General features: G+C 56.8%; 15 protein-coding genes. 8 read left to right on the top strand and 7 right to left on the bottom strand.

The annotated features are described in order from the left end of the window. Window positions 1-8 precede the first annotated feature (8 nt). A complete protein-coding gene (locus tag RUDLU_RS0109405; RefSeq protein ID WP_019988125.1) occupies window positions 9-971 on the bottom strand; it encodes an NAD(P)/FAD-dependent oxidoreductase in 963 nt (320 codons plus the stop codon). Window positions 972-1,028: 57 nt separating this feature from the next. On the opposite strand from RUDLU_RS0109405, the gene RUDLU_RS0109400 reads away from it, so the two are divergent. Continuing rightward, window positions 1,029-1,877: a hypothetical protein gene (locus RUDLU_RS0109400; RefSeq protein ID WP_019988124.1), complete on the top strand. Its 849-nt coding sequence runs from the start codon at window positions 1,029-1,031 to the stop codon at window positions 1,875-1,877. Next, on the top strand, window positions 1,864-2,160 hold the full coding sequence (locus RUDLU_RS0109395; protein WP_044129392.1) for a hypothetical protein: 297 nt from the start codon (window positions 1,864-1,866) through the stop codon (window positions 2,158-2,160). Before RUDLU_RS0109400 ends, RUDLU_RS0109395 begins: the two co-directional genes overlap by 14 nt. A 264-nt stretch (window positions 2,161-2,424) precedes the next feature. On the opposite strand, the gene ald is transcribed toward RUDLU_RS0109395, so the two are convergent. Continuing rightward, window positions 2,425-3,555, bottom strand: coding sequence for an alanine dehydrogenase (ald, locus tag RUDLU_RS0109390; protein WP_019988122.1), 1,131 nt, complete (start codon window positions 3,553-3,555; stop codon window positions 2,425-2,427). Between the two features lie 199 nt (window positions 3,556-3,754). On the opposite strand from ald, the gene RUDLU_RS0109385 reads away from it, so the two are divergent. Then, on the top strand, window positions 3,755-4,219 hold the full coding sequence (locus RUDLU_RS0109385; protein ID WP_019988121.1) for an Lrp/AsnC family transcriptional regulator: 465 nt from the start codon (window positions 3,755-3,757) through the stop codon (window positions 4,217-4,219). A 130-nt stretch (window positions 4,220-4,349) separates the two neighbouring features. Beyond that, window positions 4,350-5,828: a capsule assembly Wzi family protein gene (locus tag RUDLU_RS0109380; RefSeq protein WP_019988120.1), complete on the top strand. Its 1,479-nt coding sequence runs from the start codon at window positions 4,350-4,352 to the stop codon at window positions 5,826-5,828. A gap of 90 nt (window positions 5,829-5,918) precedes the next feature. Here the strand turns inward: RUDLU_RS0109380 and RUDLU_RS0109375 are convergent, their stop codons facing one another. The 3 genes from RUDLU_RS0109375 to RUDLU_RS0109365 all read right to left on the bottom strand — a co-directional run bounded on the left by RUDLU_RS0109375 (window position 5,919) and on the right by RUDLU_RS0109365 (window position 14,187). Beyond that, the gene (locus RUDLU_RS0109375) at window positions 5,919-8,462 is read right to left on the bottom strand and encodes a PIG-L family deacetylase (protein WP_157580145.1); all 2,544 of its coding nucleotides are present in this window, start codon (window positions 8,460-8,462) and stop codon (window positions 5,919-5,921) included. Window positions 8,463-8,721: 259 nt separating this feature from the next. Continuing rightward, window positions 8,722-11,091, bottom strand: coding sequence for a sialate O-acetylesterase (locus tag RUDLU_RS28715; RefSeq protein ID WP_169578036.1), 2,370 nt, complete (start codon window positions 11,089-11,091; stop codon window positions 8,722-8,724). Window positions 11,092-11,502: 411 nt separating this feature from the next. Next, window positions 11,503-14,187: a sodium-translocating pyrophosphatase gene (locus RUDLU_RS0109365; protein ID WP_019988117.1), complete on the bottom strand. Its 2,685-nt coding sequence runs from the start codon at window positions 14,185-14,187 to the stop codon at window positions 11,503-11,505. Between the two features lie 264 nt (window positions 14,188-14,451). Here RUDLU_RS0109365 and RUDLU_RS0109360 point away from each other — a divergent pair, with 264 nt between their 5' ends. From RUDLU_RS0109360 to RUDLU_RS27220, 4 genes are all read left to right on the top strand, one after another. After that, entirely contained in the window at window positions 14,452-15,804 is a 1,353-nt protein-coding gene (locus RUDLU_RS0109360; RefSeq protein WP_044130156.1) for an NAD(P)/FAD-dependent oxidoreductase, read from the top strand. Between the two features lie 9 nt (window positions 15,805-15,813). Next, on the top strand, window positions 15,814-16,566 hold the full coding sequence (locus RUDLU_RS0109355) for a hypothetical protein (RefSeq protein ID WP_019988115.1): 753 nt from the start codon (window positions 15,814-15,816) through the stop codon (window positions 16,564-16,566). Window positions 16,567-16,810: 244 nt separating this feature from the next. Further along, a complete protein-coding gene (locus RUDLU_RS0109350; RefSeq protein ID WP_019988114.1) occupies window positions 16,811-17,173 on the top strand; it encodes a hypothetical protein in 363 nt (120 codons plus the stop codon). A gap of 279 nt (window positions 17,174-17,452) precedes the next feature. Continuing rightward, entirely contained in the window at window positions 17,453-18,265 is an 813-nt protein-coding gene (locus RUDLU_RS27220) for a glycosyltransferase family 2 protein (RefSeq protein ID WP_019988113.1), read from the top strand. An 86-nt stretch (window positions 18,266-18,351) separates the two neighbouring features. On the opposite strand, the gene RUDLU_RS0109340 is transcribed toward RUDLU_RS27220, so the two are convergent. Then, the gene (locus RUDLU_RS0109340; protein WP_019988112.1) at window positions 18,352-20,076 is read right to left on the bottom strand and encodes a GMC oxidoreductase; all 1,725 of its coding nucleotides are present in this window, start codon (window positions 20,074-20,076) and stop codon (window positions 18,352-18,354) included. A 12-nt stretch (window positions 20,077-20,088) separates the two neighbouring features. Next, window positions 20,089-20,556, bottom strand: coding sequence for an energy transducer TonB (locus tag RUDLU_RS0109335; protein WP_083940551.1), 468 nt, complete (start codon window positions 20,554-20,556; stop codon window positions 20,089-20,091). Window positions 20,557-20,661: the final 105 nt, after the last annotated feature.

Genomic DNA, 20,661 nt, shown 5'->3' with positions numbered 1-20,661 from the left:
GCCGAGGCTCAGCCCAGGGCCTCGGCCATCGCCAAGCCTGAGAGATAGGCCCCTTCAACGTTTCCCGGCCCGAAGCCGTCGCCCCCCACCAATAGCGGGGCGTCGGTATGAGCCCGTAGGAACGGTTCGGGGTGCCGGGTTTCGGTGAGGCTATACCGCCACCGATGTACCTGAAAACTGACCACCTGATCGGGAGAAACCACCGAAACTACTGATTGCAGCAGGGTTTGGCCCACCGTGGTCAGGTCGTCGTCGAAATGGGCGAGGCTAAACGCACTCCCGGCCTGAATCGTGACTGACGGCTGATTGGGCGAGATACCTTTCTGATAATTGTCGGCTACCCACGCTACCGGGCCTTGTTCGGGTCGGAATGCCCCCGGTTTCGGAATGGCGGTTGGTGCTGAGAGTACGGCTATTACCGCAATGCAGGGCGTGTAGGTGATGGCTTGCAGGGCGTTCAGGTCGATGTCGGTGGAGTCGAGACCGCTGTCCTGAAGCAGGGTAAGTACCTGCGGAGCGGGCATGGAGAGCAGTACCTGATCGGCTTCAAAGGTATGGCCGGTTTCGGCAGTGGCGCGCCAGCCGGGTGCACCCGCACGGTCTATTTTTTCGAGCCGAACAACCCGCTCACCCGTTACCACGTTAAGTTTCTGAGCCAGATACTTCGGGATGGCACTCATTCCGTCGCGGCCGATGTACGGCAGCCGGTCGTTGTCCGGACCCGCTACGGGCCAAATGCCCGCTACACTGTTCAGCAGGAGTTCTTCGACGAAGACCGAAAATTTGGGGCTGTGGGCCGTGAAGTACTGAGCACCGTGGTCGGCCCGGCTCTGTTCCATACGGCGGGTAGCCATTCGGCCGCCTACGCCCCGACCTTTGTCGAGAACCGTGACGGTATGGCCTTTTTGCATAAGTTTGCGGGCAGCGGCCAGGCCAGCTATGCCCGCGCCAATCGATAAAATTGAAGGCATAAGACGGGGGTAATCATCGGAAATAACCACGTGTAGGGCCGCTTTGTTATACCCATAATGCGCCGAATTACGCCTTTTTCGCTCTTCGTATCGTTTCTGATTGTGCTGCCTTTGGCCGTGCTTTGGCTATTTCCGGCAGTGTTGCGTTGCCTCACGGTCGGATACGATGACGATTTCGTAGCGGTTCAGTCGGCTGGTAATCAGGTGTATATCAGCCGGCAAACGCCCGCCCGCCAACGGCAGCGGCTGTTGCAGAACGACCGGCAGGCCACCGATCGGATTCGGCAGTTCTGGGGCGACAAAACCGGGCGGGCCACCCTTATTTACTGCCATTCCGTGGAACAATACGCCCTGTATTGCGGCAACGGTTCGGCCGAATCGTCGGCGGGCTGTAGCCTGGGTACGCCTTGGGGTAGCTCGTACATTGTGCTTGGCCCCGAAGGCAACAGCGCGGACGTGATCGCGCACGAGCGATGCCACGACGAACTGCTGGTCCGCGTGGGCTGGTGGCGCACCCGGCAGCAGATTCCGCAGTGGTTCAATGAGGGACTGGCGCTGATGGTCGATTACCGATTTACCGATCCACACACCGACCGGCAGCAACGGGCCCGCGATTTCCGGGCTGAGTGGGAATACCGGGCCTATGGTCGGCAAATGGCTTTGTCGCTCACCGACCTTGAATCGATGCGCGATTTTTTCGGGGGCGACTATCACCACGTTATGCTGGCCTACTACACGGGGGCGGTCGAGGTGTCGCGCTGGCTGGCACGGGTAGGGGATGCTGGCCCGCGCGAATTGGCCCGCCGGGTAGGGGCTGGCGAAGCGTTTGGTTCGGTTTACGGCCCGGTTCCGGCCACACTGTATGTTCCAGAAACAGACTCGTTATACCAACATGACACACACTGAATTTATGCATTCACTGGCCCAGTCGGCCCCGGCTTCGGGTTGGCCGCCTGTGCTGACGGCGCTTTGGTACGATGCCAACGGCGATTGGGAGCAGGCGCACAACATTGCGCAGAGCCGCGAGGGTACCCGCGAGTATGACCGTTTACACGCATACCTGCACCGCAAAGAAGGCGACGAGTGGAACGCGGGTTACTGGTACCGCCGGGCCAAATCGGAGGTGTTCAGAGGTTCGCTCGATGCCGAATGGGAAGAATTGGTCAAGGCTACGCTGGCGGGGAACTAAGCGTTAAACGTTGTGCCTGTATTTTCCCTGCCAGTGGTCGCAGACCCTGGCAGTGGAAATTATTAGTAGTGGAGTGGTCGCAGACCCTGGCAGTGGAAGTTGCTGGTTGGATTCAGTAATCCAATCCATTTGGGTATTCGGAGGTAAGTTTTCAGAAAACCTCTCTCCCTGAACCCCTCAATTCCCCAAAAAGGAGCGGGGTAACTACTGTACAGGCCTGTTGGCCAATACGGTAGTTACCCCGACACCCCGTCTATTGATGAATTACACGGTTTCTTCTTGTTGGAGCAGCTCGGCTACGGGAACCAGCGGTAAACCGAACGCATCGGCTACGCCTTTGTACACCACTTTGCCTTCTACCACGTTCAGGCCGGCTTTCAGCTCGGCATTGTCGCGGCAGGCTTGCTGCCAGCCCTTGTTGGCCAGTTGCATGGCGTAGGGCAGGGTTGCGTTGGTCAGGGCCAGTGTCGACGTGTAGGGTACGGCACCCGGCATGTTGGCCACGCAGTAATGAACCACCCCGTCGATAATAAAGGTGGGGTTCTCGTGCGTGGTGGGCGAGCACGTTTCGATACAACCGCCCTGGTCTACCGCTACGTCGACGAGCACCGTACCGGGGCGCATCAGCTTGAGCATGTCGCGCGTGATGAGGTGGGGCGCTTTGGCACCCGGAATCAGCACAGCCCCGATAATGAGGTCGGCCTGTTTGATTTCTTCCCGGATGTTGTACTCGTTCGACATGATGGTGTCGACGTTTTCGGGCATAATATCCGACAGGTACCGCAACCGGGCCAGGCTGATGTCCATCAGGGTCACGTGAGCACCCAGACCGGCGGCCATTTTAGCGGCCTGCGTGCCCACAATACCGCCACCCAGAATAAGCACACGCGCCGGCTTCACGCCCGGCACCCCGCCGAGCAGAATACCCCGGCCTTTCAGGGGCTTCTCCAGATATTTGGCACCTTCCTGCACGGCCATCCGACCGGCTACTTCCGACATCGGCACGAGCAGGGGCAGGCTCCGGTCGCTTTTCTCAACCGTTTCGTAGGCCAGACATACCGCTCCTTTGGCAATCATGGCGCGGGTCAGTTCCTCCGACGATGCGAAGTGGAAGTAGGTAAACAGAAGCTGATTCTCGCGGATCAGGTCGTACTCAACCGCAATCGGCTCCTTCACTTTCATGATCATTTCGGCAATTCCGTACACCTCCTCAATAGTCGGAAGCATTGTGGCACCAGCCGCAACGTACTCTTCGTCGGGGAAACCGCTGCCTTCGCCGGCAGTAGCCTGTACATACACCGTATGCCCATGCTTCCGTAGTTCCGAAACGCCAGCGGGCGTCAGCGCCACACGGTTCTCATTATTTTTGATCTCCTTGGGAACACCAATAATCATGATCGTCTGTTTTTGCAATGAAGTCTATAAAGAACAAAAGTACAATCGCCTACTTTATTTCTGAATAAGTCAGAAAAAATGGGATTAAGGTCTTATTGGTTGCGTTTTGGTAGGAATATTTCCTGAAACTGGCTTTATTTGGTTTCACTTACCAGAACGTCGTTCGGTTGGGAGATCAACGTCTGTAAGCCTATCCTGTATGCTCGACAAAATAGACCGGCAGATTATCGCCCTGCTTCAGCAAAATGCCCACCTGACCAATGCCGAAATTGGGCAGCAGATCAACCTCTCCAAGACGCCCGTACACGAGCGCATCAAGCGGCTCGAACGCGAAGGCTACATCGACCGGTACGTGGCCCTTGTGAGCCGACGCAAACTCGGCAATCTGCTCACGGTGTACTGTCAGGTATCGCTCGACAAGCAAAACCGTGACACTTTCGCCCATTTCAACGAGATCGTGCGGACCCTCCCCGAAGTGCTGGAGTGTAATCTGGTATCAGGTTCGTTTGATTACCTGGTGAAGGTGATTGTGCGCGATATGGACCATTACAACCGGTTTTATCAGGAAGAGTTTTCGGTCATTGCCGGGGTGCAGCACATCAGCAGTTTTTTTGTGATGGATGAGGTGAAAAACACAACCGCTGTCCCGGTAGCGCTGACCTAAGCCTGCTTCATGTGTACCGGAAAGGAGCGTATATCACCGTTTTGGGTATTTGGTATGACAATTGCGAGGGGCTTGAGCAGGTGCCTGATTGGGTGCCTGCCCACTCTGTTATCATTCGAGAGTCAGCTCCATGCAATTACGTTTACTCGTCATCATTTGCCTGTTGGGCACGTCGGTATTTGCGCAGGCCCCCAAGCCGTTGCTGTACCGGCAGGAGTTGAAAGGGTTGGCATCTACCGCAGGTGAGCTGCCGTTCTGGTTTCGGGCCAACCAATACGGTGTGGTGCCCCGGGCCGAAATGCTTTACAGCCTGCGGTCGGCCTGGCAGATCGACTACCGGAAACCGCCTAAAACGCGTGGAGATAGCCTTTGGGCCAGGCTGCAAAAAATAGACTGGGGCTGGGGCCTCGAAGCCGTAGCCAACTACGGCCCCACCACCCGGCAGGTGCTTTTGCCCGAAGCCTACGTGAAAGCCCGCTACGGGGCATTTGAAGCCTATGCCGGTCGACGCCGGGAGGTGTTTGGCCTGGGCCCCGATTCGGCCCTGAGTTCGGGTTCGTACAGCTGGTCGGGTAATGCCCTGCCTATGATCAAGGTGCAAATAGCTATCCCGCAGTTTTGGCCCGCCAACGGCCGGTTGGCTATTCGGGGTACCTTTGCGCAGGGCTGGTTCGACAACGGCTTTGTCCAAAACTCCCTGCTGCATCAGAAATCGGTATACGTTCGGTGGGGGCGCCCCGGTGCGGTGCTGAAACTGTACGGTGGTTTCAACCATCAGGCGCAGTGGGCCGGGCGTACCAAACGCCTGACCAACGAGTTTATCAAAGGAGATCAGTTTCCGTCGTCGTGGCAGGATTACTGGTACACCATAGCCGGTACGAGCCTCAATACGGTGCGGGGAATCGACACGACGCGCTACAGCACCTTTGACCGGGGCAACCGCGTGGGCAATCACCTGGGTACGATTGATCTGGGGGCCGAGGTCCGGCTCGGGCCGGTGTCGGTGATGCTCTATCGGCAGAGTATTTACGAAGATGGCTCCCTGTTTTACCTGATCAATATCGACGATGGGTTGCACGGACTGCGGCTACAAAACCGGAAACCCAGTACCGGTGGCTTCCGGCTGAATACGTTGGTGCTGGAGTTTCTGAACACCTACAGTCAGGGCGGCAATGCCTTTGTCGATGGCGACCCGAAACGCCGGGGCCGCGACGATTATTTCAACCACGGGCAGTATCGCGATGGCTGGTCGTACCGGGGCCGCTCGCTTGGCACCCCGTTTATTGCCCCCGCTACCGACCTCGACCCTGAGTTGCCTTCGTACCTGTTTACCAACAACAACCGGGTGCGGGTGTACCATGCCGGGCTGTCGGGGCAAGTGGCCGACGCCGTTCGGTTTTCGTTCAAAGCATCGTACAGCCAGAATGCCGGTACGTATCAGGTGCCTTTTCTGGGTGAGCCCACGCAGCAGTCGGGGATTGCCACGGTGAGTGTCCGGCTCCGACCGGCGGGCGTTTGGCTCAACACGGCCATTGCCGCAGACCGGGGCGGCTTGTACGGCCGCAACACGGGTTTTTCGGTTAGTTTGGTAAAGTCGGGCGAGTTATAGGGGTATAAAAATCCCCGTTTCTATACCCTTTGCCTATGTAAGACTCAGAACAACAGAAACGGGGTAGACCTAAAGACCCTTGATACTACGTTACTTACCCACTGAAATCAGGTTGGCAAACAGCCGGTACGCGCCCGGCACCCCGGCGGGCAACTGTCGGAAAAACGCCAGACCCGTGTAAATAAAATGACCTTTGCCGTGCCTGGCGTAAATCAGGCTCCCGTTTTTGGGAGCCTCGCCCGTGTCGGCGGCACTGAAAATGGGTTCGTAGGCCTTATCGAAATCCACAGCGAAATAAAGGCCCCGCTCCTGTACCCATCCGTCGAAATCGCGCTCGGTGAGCTTGTTGGGTGTATTGAGCAGCGGGTGTTGCGGGTTGATAAACGTCATTTTGGCGTCTTCTTCGGTCACCCGGTCGCGGCCGACCGTAAACGGATAGGGGCCCAGTTGATTCACCTTCAGCCCGTTTGACAATACCGCCGAGCCACCCGGCGTCACGTACTGCACAATCATGGTGCCGCCGTTCTGCACATACTGCAACAGTTTGGCCTGATAAAATTTCAGGTAATCTTCGGTATTATAAGCCCGTACGCCCACCACAATGGCATCAAACCGGCTCAGGTCTTTGTTCAGTTCGATGGGGTCGAGCAGGGTTACGGTGCAACCCATCTGCCGGAGGGCCGTGGGTACTTCGTCGCCTGCGCCCATGATGTAGCCAATCTGTTTGGCGGTGGTTTTCACGTCGAGCTGTACCAGTTTGGCTTCGCTGAGGGGGAAGTTGGTCTGGGTCGGAATGTGCTTGTAGTCGACCAGGCGGATACCGCGTGTAAACTGTCCGTTGGCGGTAGAGGCTACGGCCTGAATCCGGTCAATGCGGTCGGTGGCCGTTGTGGCTCTGGCTGTTGGCGTGACTGTAAACGTCAGCCGGGCTTCCTGCCCTTTGTCTTTCAGCTCAAACGGAGCATTGGCGGGCGTAATGTTCCAGCCTGCTGGTACCGACAGCGACAAGGTGCCCGATACCCCGGCCCGGCCGGCTTTTACCACCGTTTCAACAGTTTTAGGGCTGTTGTCGGCAAAGGCGTAGACCTTTTCGGCCACATTAATCATGACATCGGGCTGCACCACAAATGGTCGGTAAATTTCACCATCCACGGGGTCGGTAAATTTGTAAACCCACGGCCGTGAGAACGTAAATTGTTGCCCCGCAATATCAAACGTAAACTCGGTAGTCAGGGCGGGCGGGTTTTCGGGCAGGCCAATCAGGCGCTGATCGTCGACCTGAAACAAGCCTTTCTGCATAGGTTTTTCGAGCCAGTACGGTTGCGAAATAGCCTGTTTGGCCGGAATGGTGAGTTGAGCCGTCAGGGGCACCACCTCATTGGGCTTGAGGGTCAGGTTCAGGGTGGTATCGCGGCCGGCTTGTGGGTCACGCACGCGCAGCAGCCGAACGGGCACCTCGGTGGTTCGGCCCACCACAGTACTGTTTACCCGGATGCGTTCGCCGGGTGTAGCTGCATAGTCGGCGGGGTTGGTTTCGAACCACAGGCCCAGACACTGCTGAATGAGCAGCTCTACATCGGCCAGTTTGGTCCGCACGTTAATATCGGTAGTGTCGAGTTTGCCCAGCGCCTTGTGGAGCTGCACCAGCAAAGGTACCGAAGCGGCCGGGCGGTCGGGTCGAAACTGCCCGATCAGTTGGTTTACCAGCGTTTGTACCGACTCACTCCCTTTGATACGCTTCCAGGTCATATCGACCCCGTCGAAAGGGTCCTGCTGCATGGGGTCGCCGGCTTTGGTGAGCAGGTAGTCGATGCGGGCGCCCCGGTTGGCGGCTACCCCGAATCCCTGACTTTTGTGCTGACTGCGGCTCTCGGCGGCAATTTCACCGTACGATTTACCCAGCAACGGATTGAACAGACCCGTTTCGACGCCAATCAGGTTGCCGGCCTCGTCGGGCTTTTTGTTGCTCATAAACGCGCTCGGAATAAACACGTTCCACATAATCCGCCTGGGTTGCCAGGGCTTGGTGTAGGCCAGTTGCTCGGGGAATTTGGTGGGGTCGGCTGCAATTTTGAAAGCCTCTTCGGCCAGGTACCCTGAGGCACTGTGGTGCCCGTGACCCGCACGGGGGTCGGGCGGAAACCGGGTGATGATAACGTCGGGGCGGAACGTGCGGATACGCCAGACCACATCGGCCAGCACCTGGTCGCGGCCCCAGGTACGCACGGCCTCGTCGGTCGATTTAGAGAATCCGAAATCGTAGGCCCGGCTAAAAAACTGCTCGGGGCCATCCACGCGCCGGGCCGCCAGGAGTTCCTGCGTCCGAATCAGGCCGATGTATTCGCCCTGTTCGGCTCCAATGAGGTTCTGGCCACCGTCGCCCCGCGTGAGGGAGAGGTAAGCCGTGCGGGCCAGCCGTTCTTTGGCCAGATACGAGAGCATGAGCGTGTTCTCGTCGTCGGGGTGCGCGGCCACGTACAGCACCGAGCCCACTACGTTTAGTTTTTTGAGGTTGAGCAGAATCTCACCGGGAGGAGCGGGCCGGGCCGGGCCGTAAGGCACCTGAGCGGAGGTCTGAAAAACAGATACGAATAAAAGGCAGGCAGTTGACAGCGAGCGAAGTGTTTGAAGCACGGTCGTAGCAGCTTGTGGGTTATGATGGACGTAAAGATACGATTTTTCGGGCGTGAGGGCGGTAAACAGCAAGGGGCCAAACCGGTTCGTTTCGGTCTGACCCCTGGTCGATCATTACTGGACATTTGTCCAGTAGTAAGGAATTGGCACGCGGACGACGCGGATTAGACGGATTTTCGCGGATTAACAAAGGTAATCGGCGTACATCTGCCCGATCTGCGTCGTCCGCGTTCAATTCATATTAAAATGGCATGCAGAGTTAGTCGAGCTTCATGATTTTAAACGTCTGCGTTGGGCTACCCTGCGGAGTTACCTGCCAGAGATAGATACCCGTGGGGAGTTGCCGCAGGTTGAGCCGCAGACCGGTTGGCGTGGCTTCCGGGGCCGACACGTTCAGCTCGTAACCTGACGCCGACAGCACCCTACTGCTCCAGGTGGAGTTGGCCGCGCCGGGCCAGCGTAGCTGCACCTCGTCGGTGGTGGGGTTGGGGCCTACTACCCACTCCATAGCGGACTCAGCCGCCGGGGCCAGCCGGGCCGAGGTGCCCGAGATAGAACCGCCCGTGCAGGCCCCCCGTATGTTCCAGACAAGCGACACCTGCTTACCATCCTGCCGGGCGTAGATCGTGATGGTTTGGGCATCGCGCCGGATGCCCTCGCCGATGACGTGTGTGGGCGTGGTGGTCCAGCCGGTAATACCCGGAGCCATATATTCAACGACGCTCCCGGTGCCACCGATGGTCGAGAAGGTAACCTGCCCCGACCCACAGTTGTAGATCGGTACGAGTAAAACCAGATCGATACTTGCCGATGGTGTGCTCGGCTTCGGGGTCGATTCGCTCGCGGGGGGCGTGGTGGTTGAGGGCGGTGTAGCTGGGGCTGATCCATCGCAGGCCGCCCGGATGTTCCAGTTGAGCGAGATCTGCACACCGGACTGCCGGGCGTAGATCGTAATGGTTTGGGCATCGCGCCGGATGCCTTCGCCAATCAGGTGTGAGGCATTGGTCGTCCAGCCGGTAATACCGGGTGCCATAAATTCTACGGCGCTGCCGTTGCCGCCCGTTGTTCGGAATATAGCCGCCCCCGTCTGGCAGTTATAGAGTGGCGTTTGCAGCGCCAGAGCTCCGCCCGTGATCGGTGGTGCGGGCGTCTGGGGCGCGGTGTTGGATGCGGGTTGGCCCGTGCTGGGGGGCGTGCCGGGCGACGTTGTCGGGGCCGAGCCATCGCAGGCCGCCCGAATCCCCCAAATTAACGAGATCTGCCCGCCCGACTGCCGGGCGTAGATGGTTAGGGTCTGGGCATCGCGCCGAATCCCTTCACCAATGGTATGCACGGGATTGGTGGTCCAGCCCGTAACGCCCGGAATGGCAAACTCGATTCGGGTGCCGTCGCCCCCGCTTGTGTTGAGCACAATAGCCCCCGTCTGGCAGTTGTAGGTTGGCGTGGTCAGGCGGAGCGCGTTGCCCACATTTTCTTTCGACGGATCGGGAGTGGTGGGTGTTTGGGCTACCGGGTCGGTTTGGTTGGAGGCTGCGGGCGAGGCCGGGCCGTAGTTGGGCAGCGAGGGTTGCGACTGCCGGAAGTAGTCGGTGGTCAGCGAGCTGTTCCAGAGGTCGGCCAGGAACCCGTACGCATTTTCGGTAAAGTGCAGCTTGTCGGCGCGGTAGCTGGGACCGTAGTATGGGTCTGTGTAGGGACCGGCAAAGGTGTTGCTCGTGCTACCGATGAGGATATTCTGCGCCGTAATGATGTTGGGGTCTACTTCTTTACCCGTGTAGAATGGGTAGTAGGAAGCCCGCGCAATCATCCACGAGAGGTTCCCGAAACCGCTGTCGTTCCGGGTTTGGCTAATCACCACGCGCATGTTGTTTACGTAGCCCTCGGTGGTCTGGTACGAGTTGTCCGACTCGCCCTGATGCCATAGAATGCCCCGGATACCGGTTTTTCGGCCGTAGACCTGCAAGGCCAGCCGGAGTGGCTTGTACGGGATATTGCCGGTCCAGTCGCGGCCACTTACGTTTTCAACCCCCTGCGCGGCTTCGCGCCAGTTGTTTGTCGATGCCCCCGGCCCGGCTGCGCCCAGAAACAGGACCGGAACGCCCAGTTTAGCCACCAGCCGGTCGCCCAGCCCACCCCAGATGTAGAGTGGGTTGCGGGGGGCACAGTTGGTGCCGGGGCCAGCCTGCGAGAACACCATTGGCAGGGTACTTTCGCTCACGTGCCCTTCGAGCCCCGGCCAGTAGTTGACTACCGACACCCGGTCGTCGGCGGCCGGTAGTCCCTTGCCGGGTTCGCCGTAGTTGTTCGATTGGCCCGAAACAATGAATACTTCGCCAACGCCGATACGCTCGCGCCGTTGCCGGGCTACTTCGGTACTACCCGCGAGGGCAACAACCTCGAGGTCGTAAAAACCGCCCGTAGCTTGAATGTTGATCTGAAATGTGCCGTTGCTGAGCGAACCTTCGCGCCAGTCGGTGGTTTGTCCGCCCTGCCGCGCAATCAGCCGTCCCTGTATGCGGGTGGCTGAGCCGGGTGCCTGCCCCCTGACCGGGACAATGGCTGTGTTGGAAGAAGAACGCTGGAAAACCATCCGGCTCACCGGTGAATCGAGCGTTAATGTTTGACCCATGAGTTGAAATCCTAATAAACTCAACAGGCTTACTAAGAGGTAGTTGCGCACGTTCATGGACGTATCTTGTAGTTTTAAATCAAATGGTAGTTGAAACAGGGTGTATTCACTTGCATTAATTATTCGGATTCTGTTTTGTTCCAAAGGGTTGTAGAGGTAAAGCGTAGTTTTGATTAAACGGCGTGTTTTGTTTAAGATGACCTCTACAAGGCCTTGATAGTGAGGATAATTTGTTTTGATGCCGTTTGTTTAATTTTTTGTGGACAAAAGGCCGCTTTTTTACCGATCGTTTTGTGGAGGCTTTTGTATTAATTAATCCACAAAATAAGTAGATTATTTAGCCGATAGGACAAACAAAAAGGCCGGGTTCATCAGAACCCGGCCTCTCAAAAGCGCGTATGTGCGGTGCTTTTATTTTTTCGTCACCCGAACAGAGATCCGGCGGTTTTGCGCGCGGCCCTCTTCGGTGTCGTTGCTGGCTACGGGGTGCTCCTGACCGTATCCTTCTGATTCCAGCCGGCCACCGTCAATGCCAAGCTTTACCAGTTCACCTTTTACCGAAGCAGCCCGGTCGCCCGAGAGTTTCAGGTTGCTGTTGGCGTTGCCGGTGTTGTCGGTATAGCCACCCAGCTTGATGTTTACGTTGGGGAACGCCTTCAAAATTTCGGCAATGTTTTTCAACTGCTCCTGCGATTCGGGCTTCAGTGTGGCGCTGCCCGTTTCGAACGTCAGCCGGTCAAAATCAAACCAAGTCTCCTTGTCAACAGCCTTGTCCGACTTGATAAAATCGAGCAGGTTGGCCTCGATGCCCTCGGCGTTTACACCTTTCAGCGACACGCCCCCGTCGAGGGTCAGGTCGGTGAGTTGCACATCGGCGTTCGGCGTCGATACGTCGGCATTGTCGGCAGCAGTCGATTTTTCCAAGTCCACCCCCTGCACACCGCCAACGGCTTCGATGCCTTCGGTAGCATGACCCGCGTGGTCACTTGATTTGATAGCGATGTATGGCGCAATCACGAGCGATACAATCGACATCAGCTTGATGAGGATGTTCATCGAAGGGCCCGACGTGTCTTTGAACGGATCACCGACGGTATCGCCCGTAACCGAAGCTTTGTGCGGCTCCGACTTTTTGTAGTACGTCTGTCCGTTGATTTCAACGCCTTTCTCGAACGATTTCTTGGCGTTGTCCCAGGCACCACCGGCGTTGTTCTGGAAAATACCCATCAATACGCCCGATACCGTAACCCCGGCCAGCAAACCACCGAGTACTTCGGGGCCAAAAATGAAGCCCACAATCACCGGCACGGTCAGGGCAATAGCGCCCGGCAGAACCATCTCCCGAATAGAAGCCTGCGTTGAGATAGCTACGCATTTTTCGTACTCAGGCTTACCGGTACCTTCCATAATGCCCGGAATTTCACGGAATTGCCGACGTACTTCTTCAACCATGCTCATAGCGGCCCGACCTACGGCGGCAATCGCCAGCGACGAGAAAATAAACGGAATCATGGCCCCCACAAACAAGCCCGCCAATACGTCGGCCTTGTAAATATCGATAGCCGAAATGCCCGAAATACCGACGAAGGCTGCAAACAGAGCCAGGGCCGTCAGGGCAGCCGAAGCAATAGCGAAACCTTTACCCGTAGCGGCTGTAGTGTTACCCACAGCGTCGAGAATATCCGTGCGGCCCCGTACCTCTTCGGGCAGGTAGCTCATTTCGGCAATACCACCGGCATTGTCGGCAATCGGCCCGAAGGCATCAATGGCCAGCTGCATCGCCGTAGTGGCCATCATACCCGCGGCCGAAATAGCCACGCCGTACAGACCCGCAAAGTGGTATGAGGTATAGATACCAGCCGCCAGCACCAGAATAGGCAGTACCGTAGACTCCATACCTACCGACAGACCACCGATGATGTTGGTAGCTGCCCCCGTAGCCGACTGACGAATAATGGACAGTACCGGCCGGCGACCCATAGCGGTGTAATATTCGGTGATGATCGACATCAGCGCGCCCACAACCAGACCCGTAACAATCGCGTAGAATACATCCATCCGGGTAAACTCAACCCCCCGAATCTGCATCGTAGTGTCAGGCAGCATCGTGGTTACGAGGAAATACGAAGCAATCACGGTGAGGATAATCGAACCCCAGTTGCCCATGTTCAGGGCACCCTGTACGTTGCCATTGTCGTCTTTCACGCGCACGAGGTAGCACGCCAGAATCGAGAAAATCAGGCCCAGACCGGCAATCACGATGGGCAGAACAATGGGAGCATGGCCCAGAATCGGGTCGTTGGGGATAATGATTTCGCGACCCAGTACCATCGTGGCCAGAATCGTAGCCACATACGAGCCAAACAAGTCGGCACCCATACCAGCTACGTCGCCCACGTTGTCGCCTACGTTGTCGGCAATGGTAGCCGGGTTACGCGGATCGTCTTCGGGGATACCGGCTTCTACCTTACCCACGAGGTCAGCGCCTACGTCGGCCGCTTTGGTGTAGATACCACCCGCCACGCGGGCAAACAGGGCAATCGACTCCGCACCGAGCGAGAAACCGGCCACTACTTCGAGGGCGCGTTCCATCTCGATACCATTCACGTTGCCAGAACCGCTAACGAAGTAGTTATAGACAATAATAAACAGCACGCTCAGGCCCAGCACCGCCAGACCCGCCACACCGATACCCATAACCGAACCGCCCGTAAACGATACATCGAGAGCGCGGGTGAGGCTCGTGCGGGCCGCCTGCGCCGTCCGTACGTTGGCTTTGGTGGCGATTTTCATACCGATATAACCGGCAAGGGCCGAGGTGAACGCACCAAACGCAAACGCGATACCAATGCTCCAGTGTGAGTTTTCGACCAATGAGCCTGACCACGACAACAACACGGCCACAATAAGCCCGAAAACGATCAGAACGCGCCACTCAGCTTTCAGAAAGGCAATGGCTCCATCGGCGATGTAGCCGGAAATCTCCTGCATCCGGGCGTCTCCGGCATCCTGCCGCGAGACCCACATAAACTTGGCGGCCATCACGACCAGACCAATCACGCCCAGAATGGGAACAAGGTAAAGACTCGAATTCATGCGAAAAAAGTTGAATAAAAGTTAATAGGCTTCGATTGTTAGCGCCCAAATATAGCGGTTTGCCGTTCGAATCGACAAGAAATTGCCCGTGTTATTGGCTTCAGGCAAGGATAAATTGGTTTTTATGGTGAGGTAACGGCCCCTAAACATGGTCCTAAAAGAGGTTTGTCGCTCATTTTCACGGCAAACCGCCCAAAAGCGGTAAGCCCGGTCATCGGTAAGCCCTGTCTGAGCGTATATTTGGGCACTGTCTTTTCCCTGCTTATGCGCTCCATTGTCATTATTGGCAACGGAATTGCGGGTATAACTGCCGCCCGCGAAATCCGTAAACGTTCCGACGATTCGCTTACCGTCATCTCGTCGGAAACTGACCATTTCTTTTCCCGCACCGCCCTGATGTATGTGTACATGGGGCAGTTGGAGCCGCATCATCTGAAGCCCTACGAGGATTGGTTCTGGCCCAAAAACCGGATTAACCTGCTGCGGGCGCATGTGGAAAAAATAGACTTTGACCAGAAAACTCTCTTCCTTTCCGAACGGTCGGAAGGTGAGCGAAGCCGTGAGATGCCCTACGACGTGCTCATACTGGCCCTTGGCTCAACGCCCAACAGCTTAGGGCTGCCCGGCGAGCAGCTGGCCGGGGTGCAGGGGCTGTATGGCCTGCCCGACCTGGCCCGTATGCAGGCCGATACCGTCGGGGTGCGCGAGGCTGTTGTGGTTGGGGGCGGGCTCATCGGGATCGAACTCTGCGAAATGCTCCTGTCGAAAGGGATCCGGCCGACGTTTCTCGTTCGCGAAAAAAGCTACTGGAACAGTGTCTTACCCGACGAGGAGTCGGCGCTCGTAACAAACCACATCCGCGAACACCACGTCGACCTGCGTCTGAGCACCGAACTGACCGAGCTGGTTGACGATGGCTCTGGCCGGGTGGGGGAGGTGGTTACCTCGGCGGGCGAAACCCTACCGGCGCAGTTTGTAGGGGTATCGGTGGGGGTACGGTCCAACATCGATTTTCTACGCCATACGGCCCTCGAAACCGACCGGGGTATTCTGGTGAACCCATATCTGGAAACGAACCTGCCCGGCGTGTATGCCATTGGCGATTGTGTGCAGCACCGGACCCCTCCGCCGGGCCGGAAACCGCTCGAACAAATCTGGTACACGGGCCGGATCATGGGCGAAACGCTCGCCCAAACGCTCACGGGAAACCAAACGGCCTACCAACCGGGCGTATTTTTCAACTCGGCCAAGTTCTTCGACATCGAGTACCAAACGTACGGCATGGCCCCGGCCCGGCCCGCCGAGTTTCCCGACTTGCAAAGCTTCTACTGGCAGCACGAAACCCGCAAACTGGCCCTGCGGATTTATTTCCGGGCCGATACCGGCGCGGTGGTGGGTATGAATACGCTCGGTATCCGGCAACGGCAGGCGGTCTGGACCGAATGGATCGCGACCGAAAAGCCAATTGGCGTGGTGATGGGCCATTTGGCCGACGCTAACTTCGACCCCGAATTTTTCCGGCGGTATGAGCCTGATATGGTCGCGCAGTTTGCCCGGCAATTTCCGCAGTGGCCGGTCGAAACACGGGCCAAAAAACGTTCATTTTTCAGTTGGTAAGGGTTCCGCATGAATGTTTTTCTCCTCAAAATAACCCTGATGCCGTCGATTATTGCCCTGGTTACGCTGGTTGCCCGGCGTTGGGGCAACCGAATTGGCGGGCTCATTGGCAGTATGCCCTGGATAGCCGGGCCTATTCTTTTCTTTTTTATCCTCGAACAGGGCAAAGCCTTCGGGGTGCAATCCATCGAGGGCGTGCTGATTGGGGTTTTGTCGCTGCTCGGCTTTTGTTACACATACACCGCCCTGTCTAAGCGATTACCGTGGTTTCCTACGTTGCTCGGTGCGTACGTGCCTTACGCGGCTACGGTCTTGCTTTTCAGTTACCTCCGGCCGGGGCTATGGCCTTGCTATCTGCTCATTCTGGGTGGGGTGTTTGTTACGTTGCGGTATTTTCCCAAACCCACCACGGAGCCGGTCAAACCCCGACGGTTACCGTTCGAGATTCCCATCCGAATGGTCGTGGCTACCGTGTTTGTGGTTCTGATCACGCATCTGGCCGAAGTGCTGGGGCCTACCTGGAGCGGTATTCTGACGCCCTTTCCGATCATGACGTCGATTCTGGCCATTTTTTCGCACACACTACAGGGAAGTAACGCGGCTATTCATACGCTACGCGGGCTGGTAATTGGCCTGTTTGGGTTCAGCACCTTTCTGTTTTTACAGGCTTTTCTGTTGCCTCATTTTTCGGTGGCGGTTTCGTTTGGGCTGGCGTTGGTAGTCAACGCGGTTATTAATATGGTAGCCAATCGGGTGTGGTAGCGGAATAAAGCGCTCTCATTCCAACCGTTTCGGGTCTGATGGAATCTATACAGCAACGGCAGTTCAAATGCATAATGTATAGTACTGGACATTCGGACTTCAGACACTGGACATTAGACTTACTGCCTTTATAGATGGAGGTCTAACGTCTAGTGTCCAGCATCTAATGTCCAGTACTGAGTGTACATTACCCATTGTGCATTCGCTTACGAGGGGCCGTTGTTTATAAACTTGTCAGGTAAACATGAAAAAGGTATGGTTTGCAGGATTACTGCTTGGGCTGGCCAGTTGCGCTGGCAACGAGATGACCGCTAACCCGGCGGAGGTCGACGTGGCCTATGCTGAAACCCAGTGTGCTGATCCGTGGCTGCGCCCGACTAACACCAGCGCTATTGGGTACGTAGCCGACGATATGCGGGCTACGGCTATTCTGGGTTATCTCAAAACGAACGGCGTCCCCTCAGCACGCGATGTCCGGTTTCAGACCCCGCCCCCGGTTGGTTTCAACTGCCAGGCATGTACGTGCCCATCGGGCCGAACAATTCGGGTTACTATCAGTTCCGTTGATTTGGAGAATGCCCGAAAAATAGGCTTTAAACGCGAATAACGCGGTTTTTCTGGTTTTGTAGCCCGATCGGAAGCGGTATGCCCGGTCGGGCTTTTTTTGTGTTGGTAGGAGCAGGAGTTGTCAACGACCGTAAATCGAGTTGATACAAAGCCGATGCACCCATCGGTAAAAAGGGCCGATTCGTCGGTGTTTGTTACCATTCCCTCGGTTTAATGATCGGTGGGCGCAACGTCTGTCGTATTAATCGTGTACTAATGATTAGTTAGCGTCCGGTACAAACCGGAGTCTGCTTCTATCCACCATGAAATCAGGAGTAAAATGCAGCAGTCTTACTTATCGGTTGTTCTGATTACGCTTAATGCCGAACGGACTCTACCCCGGACGTTGGCTTCGGTAGCGAATTGGGCCGATGAAATTGTGTTGGTCGACTCGGGGAGTACCGATGCCACGCTCGACATTGCCCATTCGTACGGGTGCCGGGTGTTGCACCGTTCGTTTGATGGTTTCGGGACCCAGAAACAGTTTGCCGTTGACCAGGCAACCCACGACTGGGTGCTTCTGCTCGACGCCGACGAAACGCCCGACGAAGCCCTGAAAGGGTCAATTATGGATGTACTCCGGCAGCGGCCCGACCCTCAGCAGGGGTTTTGCCTACCCCGGAGTTTGGTGTTCATGGGGCAGTTGTTGCGGCATGGTGGCGAGCAAAACCGCCCGGTACTGCGGCTGTTTAACCGGCAGCACGCTCATATCTCGCCCGCCCTGGTCCACGAATCAGTAGTGACCACCGGCCCCGTGACTGTGCTCCAGGGAACGCTTTGGCACGATAGCTACGGTTCCCTACACGAGTACATTACCAAAATGAATCAGTACACCTCGCTCAACGCCCGGCAGATGGGTGGGCGTCAGCGCAAGCAGGGTGCTTTGGAGGTTTCGGTACGGTTTGGGTTCAAGTTTGTGAAGGTCTACTTGCTCAAAGGCAGCTTTCGCGATGGCCTGCCCGGCTTTGTGTGGGCCTTCTTTTCAGCCGTTTACCCGGTTCTGAAATACACCAAACTGTACGAGGCCACCCAGAAGAAAACGAAAAAGGAGTGGATGTCGGGCAGCAAACGACTGTCTGTCAGTGGTTTCTGAGGAATAGTTCTTAAGTGAAAATAGACTGGGGGTTAGACTTTGCTAGAAAGAAGAAAGTCTAACCCCCAGTGTCTTTTTTCCACCTACTACAAATTCTTACGCTTCAGTTCACCGACGGCAAAGTTGGCCGCGCGGGCTGCCAGGGCCATAAACGTGATCGAGGGGTTTTGTGAGCCCGTGGAAGTCATGCTGGCTCCGTCGGTCACGAATACGTTTTTGCACAGGTGCAACTGGTTGTGCGCGTTCAGAAGCGACGTTTTGGGGTCGCGGCCCATTCGCACTCCGCCCATCTCGTGAATATCCAGACCGGGGTTCCGCTTATCGTCCGACGGCCGGATGTTTTTACAACCCGCCTTGTCGAGCATCTCGGCGCCCTGCGTCAGAAAATCTTTCATCATGTTTACGTCGTTGTCGGTGTACCCCACCGACGTTACCAGCTGCGGAATGCCCCAGGGGTCTTTTTGGTCGGTGCTAAGCCGGACGTGGTTTTCGTAGCGCGGTACGGTTTCGCCCTGCATCATCATGTACACATGCCACGGGCCGGGCTGGGTGAGGCTCTCCTTAAAATCGGCCCCAAACGTGGCTGTTGTGGGTTGCCCTGTGCCTCGGCCCGCACTAAACGCCACCATGTAGCCGCGCTGAAAATCAGGCATCTCCTGCTTGTCGACGTTGCGGAAGTTGGGCATAAAGGCCGTGGTGGGGCGTCGGCCGTAGTAGTAGCCATCTTCAAACCCCTCGTAACTGGCATTGAGGCTGCCCCGGTAGTTATGAAACGCCACGTAGCGGCCCAGCAGACCGTTGTCGTTGCCGAGCCCGTTGGGAAACCGGCGCGACGTGGAGTTGAGCAGAATCAGATTGGAATTAAGGCAGGCCGCATTCACAAAAATCACCCTGGCAAAATATTCGGTGGCTTTGTTCGTAACGGTGTCGATGACGCGCACCCCCGATGCCTTACCTGCTTTCTCGTCGTAGATAATCGAGTGCACCACCGAGTTTGGGCGCAAGGTCAGCTTGCCGGTTTTGGCCGCCCAGGGTAGGGTGCTGGAGTTGCTGCTGAAATAGCCGCCATAGGGGCAGCCCCGATAGCAGAGGTGCCGCGCCTGACACCCGGCCCGGCCCTGCGCGTAGTGAATGGGTTGCGGGTCGGTGAGGTGCGCGCACCGACCGATAATTACGTGACGGTTTTTGTAGTTAGCAGCTACCGATTTCTGGATATGTTTTTCGAGGCAGTTCAGTTCCCAGGGCTTCAGAAACTCGCCGTCGGGTAGGGTTTCGAGACCGTCTTTGTTGCCGCTGATGCCCACAAATTTTTCCACATGGCTGTACCAGGGGGCCAGGTCGTTGTACCGGATAGGCCAGTCGACGGCAGCCCCGTCGCGGGCGTTGGCTTCAAAATCGAACCGGCTCCACCGCTGGGTCTGCCGCGCCCAAATGAGCGATTTACCTCCCACCTGATACCCCCGAATCCAGTCGAACGGTTTTTCCTGCACGTAGGGGTGCTCAGCGTCTTTGACAAAAAACTGCTGGGTAGCCTCGTCGAGGGCGTAGCATTTGGTGGCAATGGGGTTGGCTTCGTCGAAGGCGAGCGGCATCCGGTTACGGTGCGGAAAATCCCAGGGGTTGCTCGTAGCGGTGGGGTAATCGGTAATGTGCCGAACGTCGCGCCCGCGCTCCAGCACCAGGGTGCGCAAGCCTTTTTCGCACAGTTCTTTGGCCGCCCAGCCCCCGCTGATACCGGAGCCAATCACAATGGCGTCGTAACGGTGTTGTGATTGGTTATTATGCTCTTTACCGGGTCCGTTGATATACATAGTGGCGTTGATTTATTCGATTTCAACCTGAAAAGGCAGGGCATACTGGTAATTAATGGGCGTGCCGTTGACACGGGCGGGTTCCCAGCGCGGCATTCGGTTGAACGCCTTCATCACGCTCGTGACGTATTCGCTCATTTCTTCGGCTACGTCGGGGGGGGTAGGCCGCGAGGTAACCTCTACATTCCGTACCCGACCGTTGGCCAGCACCAGAAACTTCACCGTGAGTTGCCCGGCGTTGAATTTCTTGCGTCGTAACGATTTGGGATATTTGACGTGATCGGCAATGTACATCATCAGGGCATCATGCCCGCCCGGAAACTGCGGTTTCTGGATGGTTGGATCAACGAGCGTGTCGGTCTTGGCCGAAGCCGCCCGGCCGCGCATTACATCAACGGGGCCTTGCGCACACACACTGAGAGCATACCCCCAAAACAGGGGAATCAGGAGAAACAAACGAGACCAAACAGGGAAATTCATGGGGTAAAGATACCCAGATTTTGCGCAGGTGGTAGTGCTTCGGTTAGGCAGCCGCTAAGTAAATGCACAATGTAAAATGTATGATGAATAATAGGTTTGTCTGTT

The organism is Rudanella lutea DSM 19387 (genome assembly GCF_000383955.1).
GTDB classification, from domain to species: Bacteria; Bacteroidota; Bacteroidia; order Cytophagales; family Spirosomataceae; genus Rudanella; species Rudanella lutea.
This window is presented reverse-complemented; position numbering and strand designations above follow the sequence as displayed.